This window comes from Caballeronia sp. LZ034LL (assembly GCF_031451215.1).
Classification (GTDB): domain Bacteria; phylum Pseudomonadota; class Gammaproteobacteria; order Burkholderiales; family Burkholderiaceae; genus Caballeronia.
Genome location: NZ_JARUXR010000001.1, coordinates 2,582,885 through 2,604,335, shown reverse-complemented (window position 1 = coordinate 2,604,335; position 21,451 = coordinate 2,582,885). Strand labels below are relative to the sequence as shown.

The following is a 21,451-nucleotide window of genomic DNA, read 5'->3' as shown; positions in this document are numbered from 1 at the left end:
ATCACCCGTGTGAAAGTAGGTAATCGTCAGGCTCCTCATGCTCCAAACAAAAACCCCACCCCACAAAGGTGGGGTTTTTGCGTTTCTGACCGACTCAGCGCGCACAGCAGCCTCGCGCAGCGCCCCACGCTAAGCCAGCTCAACGCGCCAAAAATCTCTCAGTCAAACGCACCCAATACGATGAGCCGATCGACAGCAGATCATCGTTAAAGTCATAACTGGCGTTATGCAGCATGCACGGTCCGGCGCCGTGTCCCTGATCACGATGTCCACCGTCGCCGTTGCCAAGAAACGCATAACAGCCCGGCTTCTCAAGCAGCATGAACGAAAAGTCTTCTGCGCCCATCGTCGGTTCGACGGAACTGTCCACCTTGTCTTCCCCGACGACCTCAGCCATAACCGCGGCCGCGAACCGTGCTTCCTCGGGTGCGTTGATCGTAGGAGGATACTTGCGCAGGAAGCGCACTTCGGCTTCGCAGTCGTAGGCGGACGCAGTCGCTTCGACGATCTTGCGCATGCGGGCCTCGATCAAATCAAGCGTCTCGACCGTAAACGTCCGCACAGTCCCACCGAGCCAGGCCTGATCCGGGACGACATTGACGGCATCGCCTGCATGGATCTGCGTGATTGAGAGCACCGCGGTATCCATGGGCTTCTTGTTGCGCGTGATGATCCCCTGTAGCCCGTTCGCGATCTGCACGGCCGTGAAAACCGGATCGTGTCCGTTGTGAGGCATTGCGGCGTGTGAACCCGTCCCGCGAAGGGTCACGCGAAACTCGTTGCTCGATGCCATGATTGGCCCTTCAGTCACGCCGAAGTGGCCAGCCGGCATGCCAGGCCAGTTGTGAATGCCAAACACGGCATCGACGGGAAAGCGCTCGAACAGTCCATCCTCGATCATCGCTTTCGCGCCCGCGCCGCCTTCCTCCGCCGGCTGGAAAATGAACACGACAGTGCCATCGAATTGACCGTGTTCCGACAGATGCTTCGCGGCGCCGAGCAACATCGCCGTATGGCCGTCGTGACCGCAGGCGTGCATGCGTCCGTCGTGAGTCGAACGGTGCCCAAAGGTGTTCTGTTCCTGGATGGGCAACGCATCCATGTCGGCGCGCAGTCCAATCGAGGCACGACCCTCACCGCGTTTCAGAACGCCGACCACCCCCGTTTTGCCCATCCCGCGATGAACTTCGATTCCCCACCGCTCGAGGCTTTCGGCGACCAGCTTGGCCGTGCCGACTTCTTCATACCGCAGTTCGGGATGAGCATGAATGGTTCGTCGAAGGGTCTGGATTTCGTCGTGTGATGCTTCGATTTCAGAGATCAGGTTCATTTGAACTACTCTCGGATTTGAATTCGGAATGCACGTATTGACTACGTATGGTGTTCTTCCATTCTACGCCGCCACTATTTGCCGGATCGGGCGGACGGTCGCATAGCGGGCGTAATAGAATTCTGTTCTCTGCCGCCGTTTTCCATGTTTTTTCGGACTTTCCAATGAACGCCCCTGCCGAGTTCGCCCGCGCCGTTTGCCCACATGATTGTCCCGACACATGCGCCTTGCGCGTCACCGTCAAGGACGGCAAAGCGATCAAAGTCAGCGGCGATCCCGACCATCCGCCCACCCAAGGCGTGCTCTGTACAAAAGTAACGCGCTACGCCGAGCGCACGCATCATCAGGATCGGCTGCTGACGCCGCTGCGCCGGATCGGCCGGAAAGGGGAAGGACGATTCGAACCGATCGGCTGGGATAAAGCGCTCAAGCTCGCAGCCGAACGGCTTAAGCCAATCGCGCAGCGCGCTCCCGAAGCCATCCTGCCGTATAGCTATGCCGGCACCATGGGACTCGTTCAGGGCGAAAGCATCGCGGCGCGCTTCTTCAACGTGCTCGGCGCGTCGCGGCTCGAGCGCACGATCTGCGCCGCCGCGGGCGCTGCCGGCCTCCGCTATACCTACGGCGCGAGTCTCGGCATGCACACCGAGTTCTATGCCGAGAGCGAAATCATCCTGATCTGGGGCGCCAATCCGATCGCATCGAGCCTGCATTTCTGGACCCTTGCCCAGGAAGCGAAGCGCCGAGGCGCCAAGCTGATTGCGATCGATCCCTATCGATCGCTGACAGCCGAGAAGTGTCATCAGCACATCGCGCTGCGGCCCGGCACCGACGCAGCGCTCGCGCTCGGCATGATCGACGTGCTGATTCGCGAGCATCTCATCGATCCCGACTACATTCGCGCGCATACGCTCGGTTTCGACGCGCTCGCCGCGCGCGCCGCGCAGTTTCCGCCTTCGCGCGTTGCGCAGATCTGTGGCATCGAAGAGAGCGTCATGGTGGAACTGGCGCGCGCCTTCGGCTCGACGAAGAAAGCGTCTATCCGTCTCAATTACGGCATGCAGCGGGTGCGCGGCGGCGGTAACGCGGTGCGCGCGATTGCCTGTCTTCCGTCGCTCACCGGCGCATGGCGTGAGCGATCGGGCGGGCTGCTGCTGTCGTCGTCGGGTTGGGCGCCCATCGATGGCGCCGTGCTCGAGCGTCCCGATCTCCTGCCCGGCTGGCCCACGAAGCTTCCGCGCGCGATCAGCATGAATGCGATCGGCGATGCACTCCTGCATCCGGGCGACGAGACCTTCGGCCCCAAGGTCGAGGCGCTGATCGTGTACAACTCGAACCCGGTCGCGGTTGCGCCGGACTCGGCAAAGGTCGCGGCGGGCTTCGCGCGCGAGGATCTGTTCACAATCGTGCTCGAACATTTCCAGACCGACACCGCCGACTACGCCGACCTGATTTTCCCGGCGACGACGCAGCTCGAACATCTCGACGTCCATAAGTCATACGGCCATACGCACATCATGGCGAACATGCCGGCGATCGAGCCCGTCGGCGGATCGCAGCCTAATACTGAGATCTTTCGTGGCATCGCCCGTGCGATGGGCCTGGACGAGCCGGCGTTATACGAGACCGACGAGGCGATCGCATCGAAGGCCTTTCACTGGAACGATTCGACGCTCGAAGGCGAAGGGTGGGAAAGCCTGAAGCAGACGGGCTGGCTGAAGCTCCGGCTGGACGACGCGCCGCTGGCGAACGGCGGGTTCCGCACGCCGTCGGGCAAGTGCGAGTTCTACAGCGAACGCTTGAAACAGGAAGGACTCGATCCGCTGCCGGACTATCTGCCGCCCTATGAATCCGCCGACGGCTCGCCGGAACTGAACGCGCGCTATCCGCTCTCGATGATCTCGCCGCCCGCGCGCAACTTCCTGAACAGCAGTTTCGTGAACATCGAGAGCCTGCGCGCCGCGGAGCGCGAGCCTCATCTCGACCTCCATCCCGCCGATGCAGCGGTTCGCGATATCGCGGACGGCGCGCTGGTGCGCATCTTCAACGACCGCGGGTCGATGCAGGCCCGCGCGCGCGTGACGGAGCGGGCGCGCGAGGGCGTCGTGGTCGGTCTGTCGATCTGGTGGAAAAAGCTGTCGCCGGACGGCCGCAACGCGAACGAAGTGACCAGCCAGGCGCTGACGGACCTCGGCCGGTCGGCAACTTTCTACGATTGCCTGGTGGAAGTGGAGCCCATGCATCAATGAGCTTCATTCACGAGGGCCGGAACAAGCGTGCAGCATGGCGTCTAACCCAGTTGTCGGACGTAATCCAAGCAGCTAGGATTTCATTTCCGCACGACCATTCTAAAAGCTTATAAAGGAGACGCCGTGGAGAAACCGTGGCTGAAGTCGTACCCGGCCGGCGTGCCAGCGGAAATCGATGTCTCGGCGTATCGGTCGGTTTCCGAGTTGCTCGAGGACAGCTTCCGCGCCAATCGCGAGCGTCGCGCGTTCGTGTGCATGGGGCAGGCCATCACCTACGGCGAGCTCGACACGATGTCGCGCAACCTCGCCGCGTTTTTCCAGCAGAAGGGCCTGGCGCCCGGTGCGCGCGTCGCGCTGATGATGCCGAACGTCCTGCAATATCCGGTGGCGATCGCGGCCGTGTTGCGCGCGGGGTATATCGTCGTCAACGTGAATCCGCTGTACACGCCGCGCGAACTGGAGCATCAGCTCAAGGACAGCGGCGCGGAGGCGATCGTCATTCTGGAGAATTTCGCGGGCACCTTGCAGGCCGTGGTCCGAAACACGGCGATCAAACACGTGATCGTCGCGGCGATGGGCGACCTGATGGGCGTGAAGGGCCTGCTCGTCAATTTCGTCGTGCGTCGCGTGAAAAAGCTGGTGCCCGAATGGAGTTTGCCCGGAAGCATCCGCTTCAATGACGCGCTGGCCGAAGGCGGCCGCGCGACGCTTCAAGCGGTGACGCAGGGCCCCGACGACGTCGCGTTCCTGCAATATACCGGCGGCACCACGGGCGTCGCGAAAGGCGCGACGCTCACGCATGGCAACGTCGTGGCGAACACGCTGCAATCCCAGGCGTGGTTCGATCCGGCGCGCAAGCGTCGGCCGGACATCGACCAGTTCGTGTGCGTGGTTGCGTTGCCGCTGTATCACATCTTCGCGCTGACGGTCTGCGGCTTCCTGACGATTCGTTGCGGCGGCGTCGGCATGCTGATTCCGAATCCGCGCGACATCGCGGGCACGATCAAGGAACTGAAGGGCGTGCAGATCAACACGTTCCCGGCGGTCAACACGCTCTACAACGCGCTGTTGAATCATCCCGATTTCGGCAAGCTGGATTTCTCCAAGCTCATCGCGGCGAACGGCGGCGGCATGGCCGTGCAGGAAGCGGTGGCCAAGCGCTGGTTCGCGAGCACGGGCGTGCCGATCGTCGAGGGATACGGGTTGTCGGAAACATCGCCGTGCGTCACCTGCAATCCGACGACGGCCACCGAATACACCGGTACGATCGGCCTGCCGTTGCCTTCGACGGAAGTCGCCATCCGCGACGATGACAATCGCGACGTGCCGCTCGGTCAGCCCGGCGAGATCTGCATTCGCGGTCCGCAGGTGATGGCGGGCTACTGGAATCGTCCCGATGAAACCGCCAAGGTGATGACGCCCGACGGCTTTTTCCGTTCCGGCGATGTCGGCGTGCTGGACGAGCGGGGCTACGTGAAGATCGTCGATCGCAAGAAGGACATGATCCTGGTGTCCGGCTTCAACGTTTATCCGAACGAGATCGAGGATGTCGTCGCGATGCTGCCCGGCGTGTTCGAAGTGGCGGCGGTCGGCGTCAAGGATCAGAATTCCGGCGAGGCGGTGAAGCTGTTCATCGTGCGCCGGGACCCGAGTCTGACCGAAGCGGACGTCATCGCCTACTGCAAGGAGCATCTCACGGGCTACAAGCGTCCGCGCATGATCGAATTTCGCACCGAGCTGCCGAAGAGCAATGTCGGCAAGATCCTGCGGCGCGAACTGCGCGACGGACGAGTCTGAAAAATCGGCCAGTCGAGAAAAAGCCTTCGTGTCGCGAGACATGAAGGCTTTTTTGTTGGGTGCGAGCGACAGCCGCTGCAGACAATGCCGGGCCAGAGCACAGACGAAAAAAAGGCGCCCGAAGGCGCCTTTCAGAGCATGCTGCTTTGTTCTTATTAGAACTTGTGGCGGATGCCGACGATGGCAGCCAGTTGGTTCGTCGTCGACGACGGCGACAGGCCGTTGATGCTGGCAACTGCGCTGCGGCCAGTCGAATCCGTGCCGCTTGCGTGCTGATACACACCGTCGATGTACACGTCGGTACGCTTCGACAGGAAGTAGTCTGCGCCGAGCATTGCCTGATGGTACTTGGCATCGCCCAGGCCGTAGCCCTTCGTGTAGTCGTAAGCGACGCCGAGCAGCAGAGCCGGGGTCAGCTGATACTTGAAGTTGATTTCGGCGTTGTGGAACTTGCCCGAACCGCCCGTGTAACCTGCCGGGTTCAGGCCCGTGCCGGCTTCCGAAGCGACATCCTTGAACTGCGTGTTGCTATACGTTGCGCCAACGGTCGCTGCGCCGAACGTGTAAGCACCGCCTGCCGAGATGACTTGCTGCGTCTTCGCCGAAGCAAAGCCCGAGTACACGCGGCTGGCAGCCATGTTCGAGGCCGTGGTGCTCGACGACGGCGTGTTGCCGAAGAACGAGTAGTTCGGGTCCTTGACATTCAAGTAGCCAGCGCCCAATTGCAGCGGGCCTTGTGCGTAGCCTGCGCCAACCGACCAGATCTGGTTGCGGTTGAACTGGCCAGCGTTGCCGCCCAGGCTGTACAGACCGCCGAACGTGAAGCCTGCGTAGTTCGCGCTCGTGTACTTGATCGCGTTGTTCACACGATTCGAGTTGTTCAGGTTGTCGAGGTCGCCCGGGTGTGCGCCGAAGTACGAGGCCCACTGGCTACCGACTTCGAATGCGCCCGTGTAGTCAACCACGGAGTCGTACTGGCGACCCAGCGTGACCGTACCGAATTGCGTCGAACCCAGGCCGACATATGCCTGACGGCCGAATTCAGCACCACCTTGGCCCAGACGGCCGTTGAACACGTTGAAGCCGTTTTCCAACACGAAGATGGCCTTCAGACCGCCACCCAGATCTTCCGTACCGCGCAGGCCCCAACGGCTGCCTTGCAGGTTGCCGCTGTTCATCGAGTACAGCTTCTGGCCACCGGAGTTGTTGGAGTACAGGAAGCCTGCGTCGATGATGCCGTACAGCGTCACGCTGCTCTGCGCATGGGCAGCACCAGCGAAAACGCCCAAAGCTGCGAGAGCGAGAAGCGACTTTTTCATTGAATAGATCTCCAGGGAGTGATTGCGACTTTTTGGCAGAGTCACTGTTCTTGGCGCCAGTGTGTTGACGGTCCCTGCCGGGCTTCTTAACGAAGTTGACACGTAATGTAACAAAGAGACTTTTACGGACAAAGGAAAAGGGGCTCGTCCTCGAGACTCATGTGACGTTTACGCAACAGGCGCTAAAATGTTGGTTTTGCAGGATTTTTGCGACCCGTGTTTGCCCTAATTCCAAATTCTGGCTGATTCGAGCGGTCGGTTTCGTGCATTTTGGTCAGATCAACGTACGTCGAGCCGCCATATTCCGGCCATATCCCTGCCATTTTCCGTGAGCGTTACGGACAGGATCGGGTCGCGGAGTGAGCGTTCGGGCAGAGGCGAGGTACGCTAGAATCCGCGTTTTGCCGCCGCGGTCTGCCGGACTGGAGAACGCGACTTGCTGGACTGGATGATTCCAGCCACGTCGGCGGATAACGAAGAGAGGTGTGAACATGACGCTCGATGAAGTCATCAGCGAGTTCGATCGGGGGCTGCGCTCCATGACCGGCGTGAGCCGCATGTCGCGGCCGCTTCCCGAGGCGGCGCCGGGCACGAGCGCCGAAGACGATCTCTTCCCCGAGGAACTGCAACTCACCGACAAGGAGCGCGCGCACTCGGCCGGCCTGATGCGCGTGAACCATGTCGGCGAAGTCTGCGCACAGGCGCTTTATCAGGCGCAGAAGCTCGCGACAACCTCGCCCGAACTGAAATCCAGTTTCGAGCACGCGGCACGCGAGGAAGAAGATCACCTGGCGTGGACGTCGCAACGGCTCAAGGATCTCGAGTCGCGTCCGAGCCTGCTCAATCCGTTCTGGTATGCCGGTGCGCTGGCGCTCGGGTTTGTCGCGGGACGGTTCGGCGATCGCGCGAGCCTCGGCTTCATGGCCGAGACCGAGCGTCAGGTCGAGCAGCATCTCGATGGCCACATGAAGACATTGCCGGCCAATGACCGCGCGTCGCGTGCCATCGTCGAGCAGATGCGACTCGACGAAAGTGCGCATGCCGCCGCAGCAACCAGCGCCGGCGGCAGCGAGATGCCCTTTCCCGTGCGCGCGCTGATGCGTGCAGCATCGAAAGTCATGACCACCACCGCCTACTATATATAGTATGACCACGGTCCCGATCGTCCATGGATGGCCGATCGGACCGCGTCTCAGCGAAATCCCACTTTTGGCCTGAGAAACGCCCGCAAGAACCGTTACATTTCCCTCATTTCACGCGCTGATTTCACGTATTACCTTCAAATCCATCACTAGCTCTCTAATTCATAACGCTTTTCTGTTTTCCTGTCACTTCAAGCTCGTGCGCTAAGTCCTTGTTCTAGCGGAAAAAAACGTCTCGAAAAAAAGTCACGCGTCTTGACCGAGGAAATGCGTTCCTCTAAAGTGGGAGACAGTGTGAGAAAGTGGTCTTTTGTGTGATTCACAGGCCATTTTTGAGCAAAACAGCGGCGGGAGGGGCGCCATCGTGGCGCCGAAGCCGGCCAGAATGTCCGGACGCAAGCCAAGGCGCGCACCCGGACGGCACAAGGCAGAAGGCACAGGGGAGAGGGGCGAGTGTTCCAAGGGGCGTCGGCGCTGACGCTCGATGCGAAAGGGCGGATGTCGATTCCGTCCCGCTATCGGGAAGCGCTGCAAGGGCAGGCAGAAAGCCGGGTGACGCTCACAAAGAGCCCGGATGGATGCCTGTTGCTGTTTCCACGCCCCGAATGGGAAGTCTTTCGCGCAAAGGTCGCCGCGCTTCCGATGGAAGCGATGTGGTGGCGGCGCATCTTTCTCGGTAATGCAATGGACGTCGAACTGGACGGCAGTGGGCGCGTGCTGGTTTCGCCCGAGTTGCGCTCGGCTGCGTCGCTTGAAAAAGACGTGACGCTGCTCGGCATGGGCGCGCACTTCGAATTATGGGATGCCGAAACCTACGCCGCGAAGGAAGCCGCGGCCATGGCGCAGGGCATGCCCGACGCGCTGAAGAACTTCACCTTCTGACGCGGCGCTGAAGACATGGCACCTGCGATGGGAAATGAACTGCAGCATCGCACGGTGCTGCTGAAGGAAGCGGTAGACGGGCTGATCACGCGGACCGACGGCATCTACATGGATGGCACGTTCGGGCGCGGCGGACACAGCGGAGCAATTTTGCAGCGGCTGGGCGAAGCGGGGCGGCTGATCGCGTTCGACAAGGACCCGCTGGCCATCGCCGCAGCGGAAAAGATTCAGGATTCGCGCTTTGCGATCGTGCACGACAGCTTCGCGGTCATGCGTGAAGCGGCCAGCGAGCGCGGCGTGCAGAAAGTGTCGGGTGTGCTGCTGGACCTGGGCGTGTCGTCGCCGCAAGTGGACGATCCGGAGCGCGGCTTCAGCTTCCGCGCACAAGGTCCGCTCGACATGAGGATGGATCCGACTCGAGGGGAGTCGGCGGCTGAGTGGCTCGCGCGAGCCACGGTGCAGGAACTGACGGAGGTGATAAGAGATTATGGGGAAGAACGGTTTGCTTTTCAGATTGCAAAGGCGCTTGTTGCTCGCCGGGCAGAGTCCGACCGTCTTGGGCCTCTCGACACCACGCGCGAGCTTGCCGAAATCGTGGGTCACGTCGTCAAAACCCGTGAAAAGGGCAAGGACCCGGCAACTCGCACCTTTCAAGCTATACGGATTCACGTCAATCAAGAGCTTGCGGAGCTGCAGGTAGTTCTCGAATCGGCACTGGCATTGTTGGAGCAAGGGGGGCGGCTGGTCGTGATCAGCTTTCATTCGCTCGAAGACCGGATCGTCAAGCGGTTCATGCAGGCGCACGCAAGCGCGCCCGCCGTGGACCGGCGCTTGCCGATCCGTGCGGTCGATCTTCCCAGCCCGCCGTTGCGGGTGGTGGGCCGCGTGTTTCCGAGCGAGGCTGAAGTGGCCGACAACCCCCGGGCACGGTCCGCGGTGATGCGTATCGCGGAGCGGATCGCGCCATGAACCGTCTCAACATCCTGCTGCTGATCGTCGTGCTCGGGTGCGCGCTGTCGGTCGTCAGCGCCACCAACAAGCAGCGGCAGGTGTTCATCGAACTGCAGCGGGCGCAATCGCAGGAGCGCCAGCTGCAGCAGGATTATTCGCAACTGCAGTACCAGCAGAGCGCGCTGTCGAAGACTTCGCGCATCGAGCAATTGGCCAACACGTCCCTCAAGATGCAGCCCGTGACGACCGGACGTACCCAATATCTCACCTATGACGCGGCCGCCAACAAGGCCGCCGACGCCCCCATGCCGCCGCCGCTGCCGGCGTCGGCGCCGCCTGCCCGCGGAGCCAAGCGATGAAAAAAGCCGCGAAGCAGAGAGACATCGCTCATACGCCGAATCCGCTCCTCGCCGTGCGCCTGCCGATGTGGCGCTCGAAGTTCGTCGTGTTCCTGCTGTTCATGGCGTTCGTCGCGCTGGCCGGGCGCGCGTTCTGGATCCAGGGCCCGGGCAACGCCTTCTTCAAGAAGCAGGGCGAGAGCCGTTATCAGCGCACGCTCGAAATGCCGGCCACGCGCGGGCAGATTCGCGACCGCAACGGTCTCGTGCTCGCCACGAGCCTGCCGGTGAAGGCCATCTGGGCGATTCCCGAAGCCGTGCCCAACGACCTCGGCGCGGACAAGCTCGCGGAGCTGTCGAAGCTGCTCGACATGTCGCAGAAAGAGCTGCGCACGAAGCTCTCGATGGACAAGACCTTCGTCTACGTGAAGCGCCAGGTGCCGCTCGAAGTCGCGCAGAAAGTCGCGGCGCTCGACATCCCCGGGATTTATTCGCGCGGCGAATACAAGCGCTTCTATCCGGAAGGCGAAATCACGGCGCACCTGATCGGCTTTACTAATATTGAAGACAAGGGTCAGGAAGGCGTCGAACTCGGCGACCAGGGCGTGCTCGCCGGCACGCCGGGCATGCGCCGCGTGATCAAGGACCGGATGGGGCACATCGTCGAGGACGTCGACGAGCAGGTGGTGCCGCACAACGGCAAGGATGTCGAACTGTCGATCGACAGCAAGATCCAGTACATCGCGTACACGAACCTGAAGGCGGCCGTCGAGAAGTCGAAGGCGAAGGCGGGCGCGGCGATCGTGATCGACGTGAAGACGGGCGAGGTGCTCGCGCTCGTCAACTATCCCACCTACAACCCGAACGACCGCTCGCACATGACCGGCGAGCAGTTGCGCAACCGCATTCTCACGGACACTTTCGAGCCCGGCTCGATCATGAAGCCGTTCACCGTTTCGCTCGCGCTGGATCTGCACCGGGTGACGCCGAACACGCTCGTCGAAACCGGTGGCGGCTCGTTCGTGCTGGACGGCGCGCGCATCACGGACGATGCCGGCTTCGGCACGCTCACGGTGGGCGGCGTGATCCAGAAGTCGAGCAACATCGGCGCGACCAAGATCGCGATGCAGCTGCGTCCCGAAGAAATGTGGAACATGTACACGAGCATCGGGCTCGGTCAGGCGCCGAAGGTCGGCTTCCCTGGCGCGGTGACCGGACGCCTGCGGCCGTGGAAGAGCTGGCGCCGCATCGAGCAGGCGACCATGTCCTACGGCTACGGCCTGTCCGCCTCGCTGTTCCAGCTGGCGCGCGCCTACACGGCCATCGCCAACGACGGCACCATTTTGCCGGTCTCCATCTTCCGCACGCCGGCCGACCAGCCGCCGCTCGGCCAGCGTGTCTTCGCGCCGACCACCGCGCGTGAAGTGCGCGCGATGCTGGAAACCGTGGTGTCGAAGGGCGGCACGTCGCCGGATGCGGCGGTGCCGGGCTATCGCGTCGGCGGCAAGTCGGGCACGGCCTACAAGCACGGCGGCCACGGCTACGATCATTCGAAGTACCGCGCGTCGTTCGTCGGCATGGCGCCGATGCCCAATCCGCGCATCGTCGTGGCCGTGTCGGTCGACGAGCCGACGGCCGGCAGCCACTTCGGCGGCCAGGTGTCGGGTCCGGTGTTTTCGGGCGTGGTCGGCGACACGCTGCGCGCGCTCAACGTGCCGCCCGACATGCCGGTCAAGCAGATGGTCGTGAACGACGAATCGAATCCGGCGAATGCCGCGAATGCCTCCATGGGCACCCAGCCGGCGAATCCGAACACCGCGAAGAAGGTCGCGGTGTCGAGCAATGCGAAGACGCATCCGGGAGTCGTGCGATGAGCGCGCAAGCCCGTCAGACGCGCATGCAGAAGGACGTGTCGCACGCCGTCGACTGGCTGCGCGCGCATGCCCGCCCGGACGCGGACCTGCACGCGGACACGCGTTCGCTGAAGAGCGGCGACGTGTTCATGGCGTATGCCGTCGACGGCGCCGACAACCGTCCGTACCTCGATGCCGCGCTCGACGCAGGCGCGGCCGCCGCGCTTTATCAGCCGGAGCATTTCGCGGGCAAGCCGGACGCAGCGAAGACGCTCGCCGTGAAGGCGCTCAACGAACTTGCCGGTCCCATTGCTGCCGCGTGGTACGGCGAGCCCACGGCGTCCATGCTCACCGTCGGCGTGACCGGCACGAACGGCAAGACCTCGTGCAGCCAGTGGATCGCCACCGCGCTGACGGCGCTCGGCCGCCCGTGCGCGATCATCGGCACGCTCGGTATCGGCATGCCGGGCAAGCTGACGCATACCGGCTTCACCACGCCCGACGCGCCGCAACTGCAACGCAATCTCGCGCAACTGAAGGCGCAGGGTGTCGAAGGCATCGCGATGGAAGTGTCCTCGCACGCGCTGCATCAGGGGCGCGTGAACGGCGTGGATTTCGACATCGGCATCTTCACGAATCTCACGCAGGATCATCTCGACTATCACGGCACGTTCACCGCGTATGAAGCCGCGAAGGCGCGTCTGTTTGCGTGGCCGACGCTCAAGACGGCCATCGTCAATCGTGACGACGCTGCGGGCCAGCGCCTGATCGAATCCCTGCGCGGCAAGGTCCGCACGATTGCCTACGGCGTCGAAATGCCCGTCAGCGCCACGCCCGGCGCCGACGCGCTGCTGCTTGCCACGCAGGTGCGCGCCACCGCGACGGGCACGGCGTTCCACCTGTCGTCGGACTGGGGCGAGGCCGATGTCGAAGTCGGCACGCTCGGCGACTTCAACGTGAGCAACCTGCTCGCGGTGCTCGGCGTCCTGCTGGAAGTGGGCGTGCCCTTCGATGCCGCGATCACGCGCATCGCGAAGCTCGAATCGGTGAACGGCCGCATGGAGCGGCTGGGCGGCCGCCTGCAGAACGACGAGCCGCTCGTCGTGATCGATTACGCGCACACGCCGGACGCACTGGACAAGACCCTTGCCGCGCTGCGCCCGATGGCGGCGGCGCGCGGTGGCGAACTGATCTGCATGTTCGGCTGCGGCGGCGACCGCGACGCGACCAAGCGTCCGTTGATGGGCGCCATCGCCGAGCGTCTTGCCGATCAGGTCGTCATCACGAGCGACAACCCGCGCAGCGAAGACCCGATGTCGATCATCGAGCAGATCGCCGCCGGCATGAAGGACGCAGCGCGCACACGCCGCATCGAGGACCGCGCGAGCGCCATCCTGCAGGCCATCCGTGCAGCCGCGCGCGAGGACGTCGTCGTGCTCGCCGGCAAGGGGCATGAGGCCACGCAGGAAATCATGGGCAAGAAGCGCGCGTTTTCGGACCAGGATCACGCGCGCCTCGCTCTGGCGTCGCGCGCCACGCAACCGCGCGGAGGTGGCGAATGACGATGTTCACCTTGCGCGACGCCGCCGCGCTGATCCCCGGCGCCACGCTCCACGGCGAGAACGACATTGCGATCGAACGCATCGTCACCGACAGTCGCGGCGTGCAGGCCGGCGACCTGTTCGTCGCGGTGAAGGGCGATCGTTTCGATGCGCATGATTTCCTCGATCAGGTGGCGAAAAGCGGCGCGGCTGCCGCGCTTGTGTCACGCGAATCAAGCAACGGCAGTGCCTGGCCGCTTCCTGTCATCAAGGTAAAGGACACGCGTGCGGGCCTCGGTGCGTTGGCACACGGCTGGCGCATGCGCTTCACGATGCCGCTCGTCGCCGTCACGGGCAGCAACGGCAAGACGACGGTCAAGGAAATGATCGCCTCGATCTTCGCCGCGGCCGTTGGCGAAGAGGCGCGTCTCGCGACTGCCGGCAACTTCAACAACGACATCGGCCTGCCGCTCACGCTGTTCCGTCTGAACGCGTCGCACAAGCTGGCCGTGGTCGAGCTCGGAATGAATCATCCGGGCGAAACCGACCTGCTGGGCAAGATCGCGGCGCCCACCGTCGCCGTGGTCAACAACGCGCAGCGCGAGCATCAGGAATTCATGGCGACGGTCGAAGCCGTCGCGCTCGAACATGCGTCGGTGATCCATGCGCTCGGCGAGACCGGCACGGCCGTGTTCCCGGCGGACGATCACTACGCCAGCATCTGGCGCGTCGCGGCGACGGGCAATCCCATCATGGATTTCGCGCTCACCGTCGACACCTCGAAAGCCGCTGTCACCGGCACGCTCGACGGCACGACGGTCCATCTGCACACGCCGCAGGGTGCATGCGATGTCGCGCTGGCCGTGCTCGGCGAGCACAACGCGCGCAACGCGCTGGCGGCCGCGGCGGCGGCGCTGGCTGCAGGCGTTGCGCTGGATGCGGTGAAGCGCGGCCTCGAAGCCTTCCAGCCGGTGAAAGGCCGTCTGCAAGTGAAGCGTGCGCAACTCGGCGCGCTCGCCGGCGCCACGGTGATCGACGACACCTACAACTCGAATCCGGATTCGATGCGCGCCGCCATCGACGTGCTGGCTTCGCAAGCAGCGCCGCGCGTGCTCGTGATGGGCGACATGGGTGAAGTCGGCGAAGAAGGCCCGGCGTTTCATCGCGAAGTCGGCGCGTATGCGGCGGAGCGCGGCATCGATGCGCTGTTCGCGCTGGGCGCCGCCAGCCGCGATGCGGTGAACGCATTCAACGCGCAGGCATCGAAGCAGGCCGGCGCGCATTTCGATGACGCGGCCGGCCTGATCGCCGCGCTCGAACACGCAGGCTACGGCGAGCACGCCACGTATCTCGCGAAAGGCTCGCGCTTCATGAAGATGGAGCGCGTGGTGGACGCCTTGACGAGTCCACATCAACCCGCAGCGGGCCAAGCGCCCGCCGCACATTGATTCACTGAAGGACCAGTATGCTACTCGCACTCGCGCAATGGCTCCAGAATGACGCCAGCTTCATGCGCGTGTTCAACTACCTCACGTTTCGCGCCGTGGGCGCCACGGCGACGGCCATGTTGATCGGTCTCGTCTGCGGCCCCTGGGTGATCCGCAAGCTGACCGCGCTGAAGGTCGGCCAGGCCGTGCGCAAGGACGGTCCGCAGTCGCACCTCGTCAAGTCCGGCACGCCGACCATGGGCGGCGTGCTGATCCTCATCGGCATCGCGGTGTCCACGCTGCTGTGGGCCGACCTCACGAACCGCTTCGTGTGGATCGTGATGCTCGTCACCTTCGGCTATGGCGTGATCGGCTGGGTGGATGACTACCGCAAGGTCGTCCACAAGGACCCGCGCGGCATGTCGTCGCGCGAGAAGTATTTCTGGCAGTCGGTGATCGGCCTGTTCGCCGCCGTGTATCTCGCGTTCAGCGTGTCCGAAGCCAGCAACACGCGCGTGTTCGATCTCTTCATGGCCTGGGTGCGCAGCGGTCTTTCCATGGGCCTGCCCGCGCGCGCCGACCTGATGCTGCCGTTCGTGAAAGCGATCAGCTATCCGCTCGGCGTGTGGGGCTTCATCGCGCTGACGTATTTCGTGATCGTCGGCTCGAGCAATGCCGTGAATCTCACCGATGGCCTCGACGGCCTCGTCATCATGCCCGTCGTGCTCGTGGGCGCGTCGCTGGGCGCGTTCGCGTACGTGATGGGCAGCTCGGTGTACTCGAAGTATCTGCTGTTCCCGCACATTCCCGGCGCGGGCGAACTGCTGATCTTCTGCTCGGCGATGGGCGGCGCGGGCCTCGCCTTCCTCTGGTACAACACGCACCCCGCGCAGGTCTTCATGGGTGACGTCGGCGCGCTCGCGCTCGGCGGCGCGCTCGGCACGGTGGCGGTGATCGTGCGTCAGGAGATCGTGCTGTTCATCATGGGCGGCATCTTCGTGGCGGAAACGCTGTCGGTGATGCTGCAGGTGTTCTGGTTCAAGTTCACGAAACGCCGTTACGGCGAAGGCCGCCGTTTCTTCAAGATGGCGCCGCTGCATCACCACTACGAACTGTCCGGCTGGACCGAAACGCAAGTGGTGGTGCGCTTCTGGATCATCACGTTGATGTTGTGCCTGTTTGGCCTCTCGACGCTGAAGCTGCGTTGAGTGTTTGCAGCACCCAAAGCTGTTCGAGTCTTTTTGTAGTTCTCCGGGAAAGGTAAAGCGATGTTTGGCGAGAAGTTCGTGGGTCGGCAAAGTCCGATGGTGCTCGTGCTGGGACTGGGTGAATCCGGTCTGGCGATGGCGCGCTGGTGCGCCAGGCACGGCTGCCGCCTGCGTATCGCCGACACGCGCGAGACGCCGCCCAATCTCTCCGAACTCGCTGTTCACAAGATCGACGCGGACTTCGTCGGCGGCGCCTTCACGCCCGGATTGCTGGACGGCGGCATCGAGCTGATCGCGATCAGCCCGGGGCTGTCGCCGCTCGCGGAAGACCTCGCGCCGCTGATCGCCGCTGCGAACGAGCGCGGCATTTCGGTGTGGGGCGAACTCGAACTGTTTGCACAGGCGCTCGCCGGGCTCGGTGCGAACGGCTATGCGCCGAAGGTGCTGGCGATCACCGGCACCAACGGCAAGACCACGACCACCGCGCTCACCGGCCTCCTGTGCGAGCGCGCGGGCAAGACGGTGGCGGTGGCGGGCAACATCAGCCCGGCCATGCTCGACAAGCTGACCGAAGCCATCGACCAGACCGCGCTGCCGGACGTGTGGGTGCTCGAACTGTCGAGCTTCCAGCTGGAAACCGCGCACACATTCGCGCCGGACGCCGCCGCGGTGCTCAACATCACGCAGGATCATCTCGACTGGCACGGCGGCCTCGATGCCTACGCCGCCGCGAAGGGCCGCATCTTCGGACCGCGCACGGTGCGCGTGCTGAACCGCGACGACTCGCGCACGATGGCGCTCGCGAAGAACATCGCGCAGGACCGCGTGGTGAGCTTCGGCCTGAACGAGCCGTCGTTCGTCGGCGACTACGGGCTGCTGCGCGACAACGGCATGCTGTGGCTGGTTGCGGGCATCGATCAGGACGCCTCGGGCGAGCCCCCGCCGTCGCGCCGCCGCAAGCAGGAAGCCGCAGAACCGAACCTCGTATCGAAGCGCCTGATGCCCGCCGACGCGTTGCGCATCCGCGGCCTGCACAACGCGGCGAACGCGCTGGCCGCACTGGCGCTCGCCCGCGCGATCGACCTGCCGCTCGCGGCGCTGCTGCACGGCTTGCGTGAATATCGCGGCGAGCCGCATCGCGTGGAAGTGATCGCGCAGATCGACGGCGTCGATTACGTCGACGACAGCAAGGGCACCAATGTCGGCGCGACGGTCGCGGCGCTCGACGGCCTCGCGCAACGCGTCGTGCTGATCGCCGGCGGCGACGGCAAGGGCCAGGACTTCTCGCCGCTCGAAGCGCCGGTCGGCCGCTGGGCGCGCGCGGTGATGCTGATCGGCCGCGACGCGCCGCGCCTGCGCGAGACGCTCGCCGCCACCGGCGTCGCGCTGGAAGACCACGCGACGCTCGAAGCCGCGACCAACGCCGCCGCGCGCATCGCGGAAGCCGGCGACGCGGTGCTGCTTTCGCCCGCGTGCGCGAGCCTCGACATGTTCAAGAACTATGCACATCGCGCCGACGTATTTCGCGGCGCGGTCGAAGAAATCGCCGCCGCGCGGGGAGTGATGCTATGAGCTGGACGGAACGCTTCGGATCGAAACTGACGGGCCAGCGCAACGTGGTCTCGCACGACTCGCTCGCGGGCCGCACGGACTCCGGCATGCGTTCGCGCCGTGAAAGCGCGGGCGGCATTTCGAGCGCGGTGAACGGCGTGCGTCCCGCGCGCTCGCGCATGCTCGACTATGACTATTCGCTGCTGTGGGTGACGATCGCGCTGCTCGGCCTGGGCGTGGTGATGGTGTATTCGGCGTCCATCGCGATGCCGGATTCGCCGAAGTATTCAAGCTACCGCGACTGGCACTTCCTCATGCGCCACCTGATCTCGATCGCGACGGCGCTGGTCGGCGCAGTGATCGCCTTCAAGATTCCGATCAAGGTCTGGGAAAAGTACGCGCCCAAGTTCTTCCTCGCCTCGCTCGTGCTGCTGATCATCGTGCTGATCCCGCACGTCGGCAAGGGCGTGAACGGCGCGCGCCGCTGGATTCCGCTCGGCATCACGAACATGCAGCCGTCGGAAATCATGAAGCTCGCGGTGACCATCTACGCCGCGAACTACACCGTGCGCAAGCAGGAGTTCATGCACAGCTTCGGCAAGGGCTTCCTGCCGATGGCCGTCGCGGTCGGTTTCGTCGGCGCGCTGCTGCTGCTCGAACCGGACATGGGCGCGTTCATGGTGATCGCGGCCATCGCGATGGGCGTGCTGTTCCTCGGCGGCGTGAACGGCAAGCTGTTCGGCGGCCTGGTGGCAACGGCCGTCGGCACCTTCGCGCTGCTGGTGTGGGCGTCGCCGTGGCGTCGCGAGCGGATCTTCGCGTACCTCGATCCGTGGGACGACCGCTACGCGCAAGGCAAGGCCTATCAGCTGACGCACTCGCTGATCGCGTTCGGACGCGGCGAGTGGTTCGGCGTCGGGCTCGGCGGCAGCGTCGAAAAGCTCAACTACCTGCCGGAAGCGCATACCGATTTCATCCTGGCCGTGATCGGCGAGGAACTCGGTTTTGTCGGCGTGATCTGCGTGATCCTGCTGTTCTACTGGATCGTGCGCCGCGCCTTCGAGATCGGCCGCCAGGCGCTCGCGCTCGACCGCACCTTCGCCGGCCTGATGGCCAAGGGCGTGGGCATCTGGTTCGGCGCGCAGACCTTCATCAACATGGGCGTGAACCTCGGCCTGCTGCCGACCAAGGGTCTCACGCTGCCGCTCGTCAGCTACGGCGGCTCGGGCATTCTGCTGAACTGCGTCGCGCTGGCGGTGCTGCTGCGCGTCGACTATGAAAACCGGGTGCTGATGCGCGGAGGAAAAGTATGAGCGCGCGACGCGACCGCACCTTGATGGTGATGGCAGGCGGCACCGGGGGCCATGTGTTCCCGGGGCTCGCGGTCGCGCACTGGATGCAGTCGCACGGCTGGCGCGTGGTGTGGCTCGGCAATGCGAGCGGCATGGAAGCGACGCTCGTGCCGAAGCACGGCATTCCGATGGAATACGTGCGCTTCGGCGGCGTGCGCGGCAAGGGTCTCAAGACCAAGCTGATGCTGCCGGTGAACCTGCTGCGCGCCTGCACGCAGAGCCTCGCCGCGCTGCGCCGCGTGAAGCCGGATGTGGTGCTCGGCATGGGCGGCTACATCACGTTTCCGGCGGGCATCATGACGAAGCTCGCCGGCTGTCCGCTCGTGCTGCACGAACAGAATTCGATCGCCGGACTGGCGAACAAGCTGCTCGCGCATCTCGCGAAGCGCGTGCTGGTGGCGTTCCCCAATGCTCTGCCGAATGCGGAATGGACGGGTAATCCGATCCGTGCGGAACTAACCAGCGCTTTGCCACCCAAAGAACGCTACGCCGCGCGTTCGGGACGCCTGAACGTGCTCGTCGTCGGCGGGAGTCTCGGCGCGGCGGCGCTGAACGAAACCGTGCCGAAAGCGCTCGCGCTGCTCGCATCCGACCAGCGTCCGCGCATCGTGCATCAGGCGGGCGCGAAGCATATCGCGGCGCTCGAAGCACATTACGCAGCGGTGGGCCTCGTGCAGGACGAAGACCTGCAACTCGTGCCGTTCATCGAAGACATGGCCAGCGCCTATGCGGCGGCGGATCTCGTGATCTGCCGCTCGGGCGCCATGACCGTTTCCGAAATCGCGGCCGTGGGCGTGGCCGCGTTGTTCGTGCCGTTCCCGTTCGCCGTCGACGATCACCAGACGACCAACGGCGCGTTCCTCGCGAAGAACGGCGCGGCCGAACTGATACAACAACAGGATTTGTCGGCGCAAAAGCTCGCCGACTGGTTGCGCGTACAGACCCGCGACACGCTGGCCGGAATGGCCGTGCGTTCACGCGAGCTGGCGAAGCCGGACGCGACCGAGAAGGTCGCGAGTATTTGCGCCGACGTGGCGGGCGCGCGTTTCGACGCGCAAGCTCGGGAGGCACACTGAATGAAACATATCGTCAAGCATATTCACTTCGTCGGGATCGGCGGCGCGGGCATGAGCGGCATCGCCGAAGTGCTGCTCAATCTCGGCTACCACGTCAGCGGCTCGGATCTCTCGAACGGCCCCGTGACCGAGCGCCTGCGCGCACTCGGCGCGCGCGTCGAGATCGGCCATCACGAGCACAACATCGAAGGCGCGAACGCGGTCGTTGTGTCGACGGCCGTGCGTTCCGACAATCCCGAAGTGCTGGCCGCGCGCCATCGCCGCGTGCCCATCGTGCCGCGCGCCGTGATGCTCGCGGAGCTGATGCGCCTGAAGCAGGGCATCGCGATTGCCGGCACGCACGGCAAGACCACGACCACCTCGCTCGTCGCGAGCGTGCTGGCGGCGGGCGGGCTCGATCCGACCTTCGTGATCGGCGGGCGTCTCAACAGCGCGGGCGCGAACGCACGGCTCGGCACCGGCGACTTCATCGTGGCCGAAGCGGACGAGTCGGATGCGTCGTTCCTGAATCTGTTCCCGGTGATCGAAGTCATCACGAACATCGACGCCGATCACATGGACACCTACGGCCACGACTTCGCGCGGCTCAAGCAGGCGTTCATCGAGTTCACGCACCGTCTGCCGTTCTATGGCATCGCGGTGTTGTGCGTCGACGATCCGAACGTGCGCGAGATCCTGCCGTTCGTATCGAAGCCGATCATCCGCTATGGCCTCGGCGCGGAAGCCGAAGTGCGCGCGGTGAACGTCGAGGCGCGCCATGGCCGCATGCATTTCACGACGCTGCGCACCGACGCGCCGTCGCTCGACATCGTGCTGAACCTGCCGGGCACGCACAACGTGCAGAACGCACTCGCGGCCATTGCGATTGCGACTGAACTCGAAGTGCCGGATGCCGATATCCAGCGTGCGCTCGCCGAATTCAACGGCGTGGGCCGGCGCTTCCAGCGCTATGGCGAAGTGAACGCGAATGCAGGCGAAGGCGAGTACACGCTGATCGACGACTACGGTCATCACCCGGTGGAAATGGCCGCGACCATCGCGGCGGCGCGCGGCGCGTTTCCGGGGCGCCGCCTGGTGCTGGCGTTCCAGCCGCATCGCTTCACGCGCACGCGCGACTGCTTCGAAGATTTCGTGAAGGTGCTGTCGACGGTCGATGCCCTCGTGCTCACTGAAGTCTATTCAGCGGGCGAAGCGCCGATCGTCGCCGCCGACGGCCGGGCGCTCGCGCGGGCCATTCGGGTGGCGGGCAAGGTCGAGCCGGTGTTCGTCGATACGGTGGACGAGATGCCGGACGCGATCACGACGCTCGCGCGTAACGGCGATGTGGTGATCACGATGGGTGCGGGTTCCATCGGCGGAGTGTGCGGCAAGCTGGCGAACGCGACGAGTGCAACGAGCACGACGAGCGGTCAAAACTGACATGACAGACGTAACG

The 21,451-nt window shown here is 64.2% G+C and carries 16 protein-coding genes; 14 read left to right on the top strand and 2 right to left on the bottom strand.

Annotation, left to right across the window (positions count from 1 at the left end):
- Window positions 1-139 precede the first annotated feature (139 nt).
- Window positions 140-1,330: a M20 aminoacylase family protein gene (locus QCE83_RS11910; protein ID WP_309810043.1), complete on the bottom strand. Its 1,191-nt coding sequence runs from the start codon at window positions 1,328-1,330 to the stop codon at window positions 140-142.
- Window positions 1,331-1,494: 164 nt separating this feature from the next.
- Here QCE83_RS11910 and QCE83_RS11905 point away from each other — a divergent pair, with 164 nt between their 5' ends.
- Both QCE83_RS11905 and QCE83_RS11900 read left to right on the top strand, forming a co-directional pair.
- On the top strand, window positions 1,495-3,579 hold the full coding sequence (locus QCE83_RS11905) for a molybdopterin oxidoreductase family protein (RefSeq protein WP_309811683.1): 2,085 nt from the start codon (window positions 1,495-1,497) through the stop codon (window positions 3,577-3,579).
- Window positions 3,580-3,702: 123 nt separating this feature from the next.
- Window positions 3,703-5,376 (top strand): long-chain fatty acid--CoA ligase, encoded by a 1,674-nt coding sequence (locus QCE83_RS11900; protein WP_309810040.1) that lies wholly within the window; start codon window positions 3,703-3,705, stop codon window positions 5,374-5,376.
- 155 nt (window positions 5,377-5,531) lie between these two features.
- Here QCE83_RS11900 and QCE83_RS11895 read toward each other — a convergent pair whose 3' ends face one another.
- Complete coding sequence (locus QCE83_RS11895; protein WP_309810037.1) at window positions 5,532-6,695, bottom strand: porin; 1,164 nt, start codon at window positions 6,693-6,695, stop codon at window positions 5,532-5,534.
- A gap of 491 nt (window positions 6,696-7,186) precedes the next feature.
- Between QCE83_RS11895 and coq7 the strand changes: the two genes are divergently transcribed.
- The 12 genes from coq7 (at window position 7,187) to murC (ending at window position 21,435) form a co-directional block, all read left to right on the top strand.
- Window positions 7,187-7,840, top strand: coding sequence for a 2-polyprenyl-3-methyl-6-methoxy-1,4-benzoquinone monooxygenase (gene coq7 / locus QCE83_RS11890; RefSeq protein WP_309811680.1), 654 nt, complete (start codon window positions 7,187-7,189; stop codon window positions 7,838-7,840).
- A 450-nt stretch (window positions 7,841-8,290) separates the two neighbouring features.
- Window positions 8,291-8,719 carry a division/cell wall cluster transcriptional repressor MraZ gene (gene mraZ, locus QCE83_RS11885; protein ID WP_309810034.1) on the top strand — a complete coding sequence of 143 codons (429 nt, stop codon included), beginning with the start codon at window positions 8,291-8,293 and terminating at the stop codon, window positions 8,717-8,719.
- A gap of 27 nt (window positions 8,720-8,746) precedes the next feature.
- On the top strand, window positions 8,747-9,688 hold the full coding sequence (gene rsmH / locus QCE83_RS11880; protein WP_309810030.1) for a 16S rRNA (cytosine(1402)-N(4))-methyltransferase RsmH: 942 nt from the start codon (window positions 8,747-8,749) through the stop codon (window positions 9,686-9,688).
- Complete coding sequence (gene ftsL / locus QCE83_RS11875) at window positions 9,685-10,029, top strand: cell division protein FtsL (RefSeq protein ID WP_309810025.1); 345 nt, start codon at window positions 9,685-9,687, stop codon at window positions 10,027-10,029. The genes rsmH and ftsL overlap by 4 nt, the downstream gene beginning before the upstream one ends.
- Window positions 10,026-11,882, top strand: a complete 1,857-nt coding sequence (locus tag QCE83_RS11870) for a penicillin-binding protein 2 (protein ID WP_309810022.1) — start codon at window positions 10,026-10,028, stop codon at window positions 11,880-11,882. The genes ftsL and QCE83_RS11870 overlap by 4 nt, the downstream gene beginning before the upstream one ends.
- Window positions 11,879-13,423, top strand: a complete 1,545-nt coding sequence (locus QCE83_RS11865; RefSeq protein WP_309810018.1) for a UDP-N-acetylmuramoyl-L-alanyl-D-glutamate--2,6-diaminopimelate ligase — start codon at window positions 11,879-11,881, stop codon at window positions 13,421-13,423. Before QCE83_RS11870 ends, QCE83_RS11865 begins: the two co-directional genes overlap by 4 nt.
- Window positions 13,420-14,850 (top strand): UDP-N-acetylmuramoyl-tripeptide--D-alanyl-D-alanine ligase, encoded by a 1,431-nt coding sequence (murF, locus tag QCE83_RS11860; RefSeq protein WP_309810015.1) that lies wholly within the window; start codon window positions 13,420-13,422, stop codon window positions 14,848-14,850. The genes QCE83_RS11865 and murF overlap by 4 nt, the downstream gene beginning before the upstream one ends.
- Before the next feature lie 17 nt (window positions 14,851-14,867).
- The gene (mraY, locus tag QCE83_RS11855; protein WP_309810012.1) at window positions 14,868-16,037 is read left to right on the top strand and encodes a phospho-N-acetylmuramoyl-pentapeptide-transferase; all 1,170 of its coding nucleotides are present in this window, start codon (window positions 14,868-14,870) and stop codon (window positions 16,035-16,037) included.
- Between the two features lie 60 nt (window positions 16,038-16,097).
- The gene (gene murD / locus QCE83_RS11850; protein ID WP_309810008.1) at window positions 16,098-17,609 is read left to right on the top strand and encodes a UDP-N-acetylmuramoyl-L-alanine--D-glutamate ligase; all 1,512 of its coding nucleotides are present in this window, start codon (window positions 16,098-16,100) and stop codon (window positions 17,607-17,609) included.
- On the top strand, window positions 17,606-18,901 hold the full coding sequence (ftsW, locus tag QCE83_RS11845) for a putative lipid II flippase FtsW (protein ID WP_309810004.1): 1,296 nt from the start codon (window positions 17,606-17,608) through the stop codon (window positions 18,899-18,901). Before murD ends, ftsW begins: the two co-directional genes overlap by 4 nt.
- Window positions 18,898-20,016, top strand: coding sequence for an undecaprenyldiphospho-muramoylpentapeptide beta-N-acetylglucosaminyltransferase (gene murG, locus QCE83_RS11840; protein ID WP_309810002.1), 1,119 nt, complete (start codon window positions 18,898-18,900; stop codon window positions 20,014-20,016). The genes ftsW and murG overlap by 4 nt, the downstream gene beginning before the upstream one ends.
- The gene (murC, locus tag QCE83_RS11835; protein WP_309809999.1) at window positions 20,017-21,435 is read left to right on the top strand and encodes a UDP-N-acetylmuramate--L-alanine ligase; all 1,419 of its coding nucleotides are present in this window, start codon (window positions 20,017-20,019) and stop codon (window positions 21,433-21,435) included.
- Window positions 21,436-21,451 lie beyond the last annotated feature (16 nt).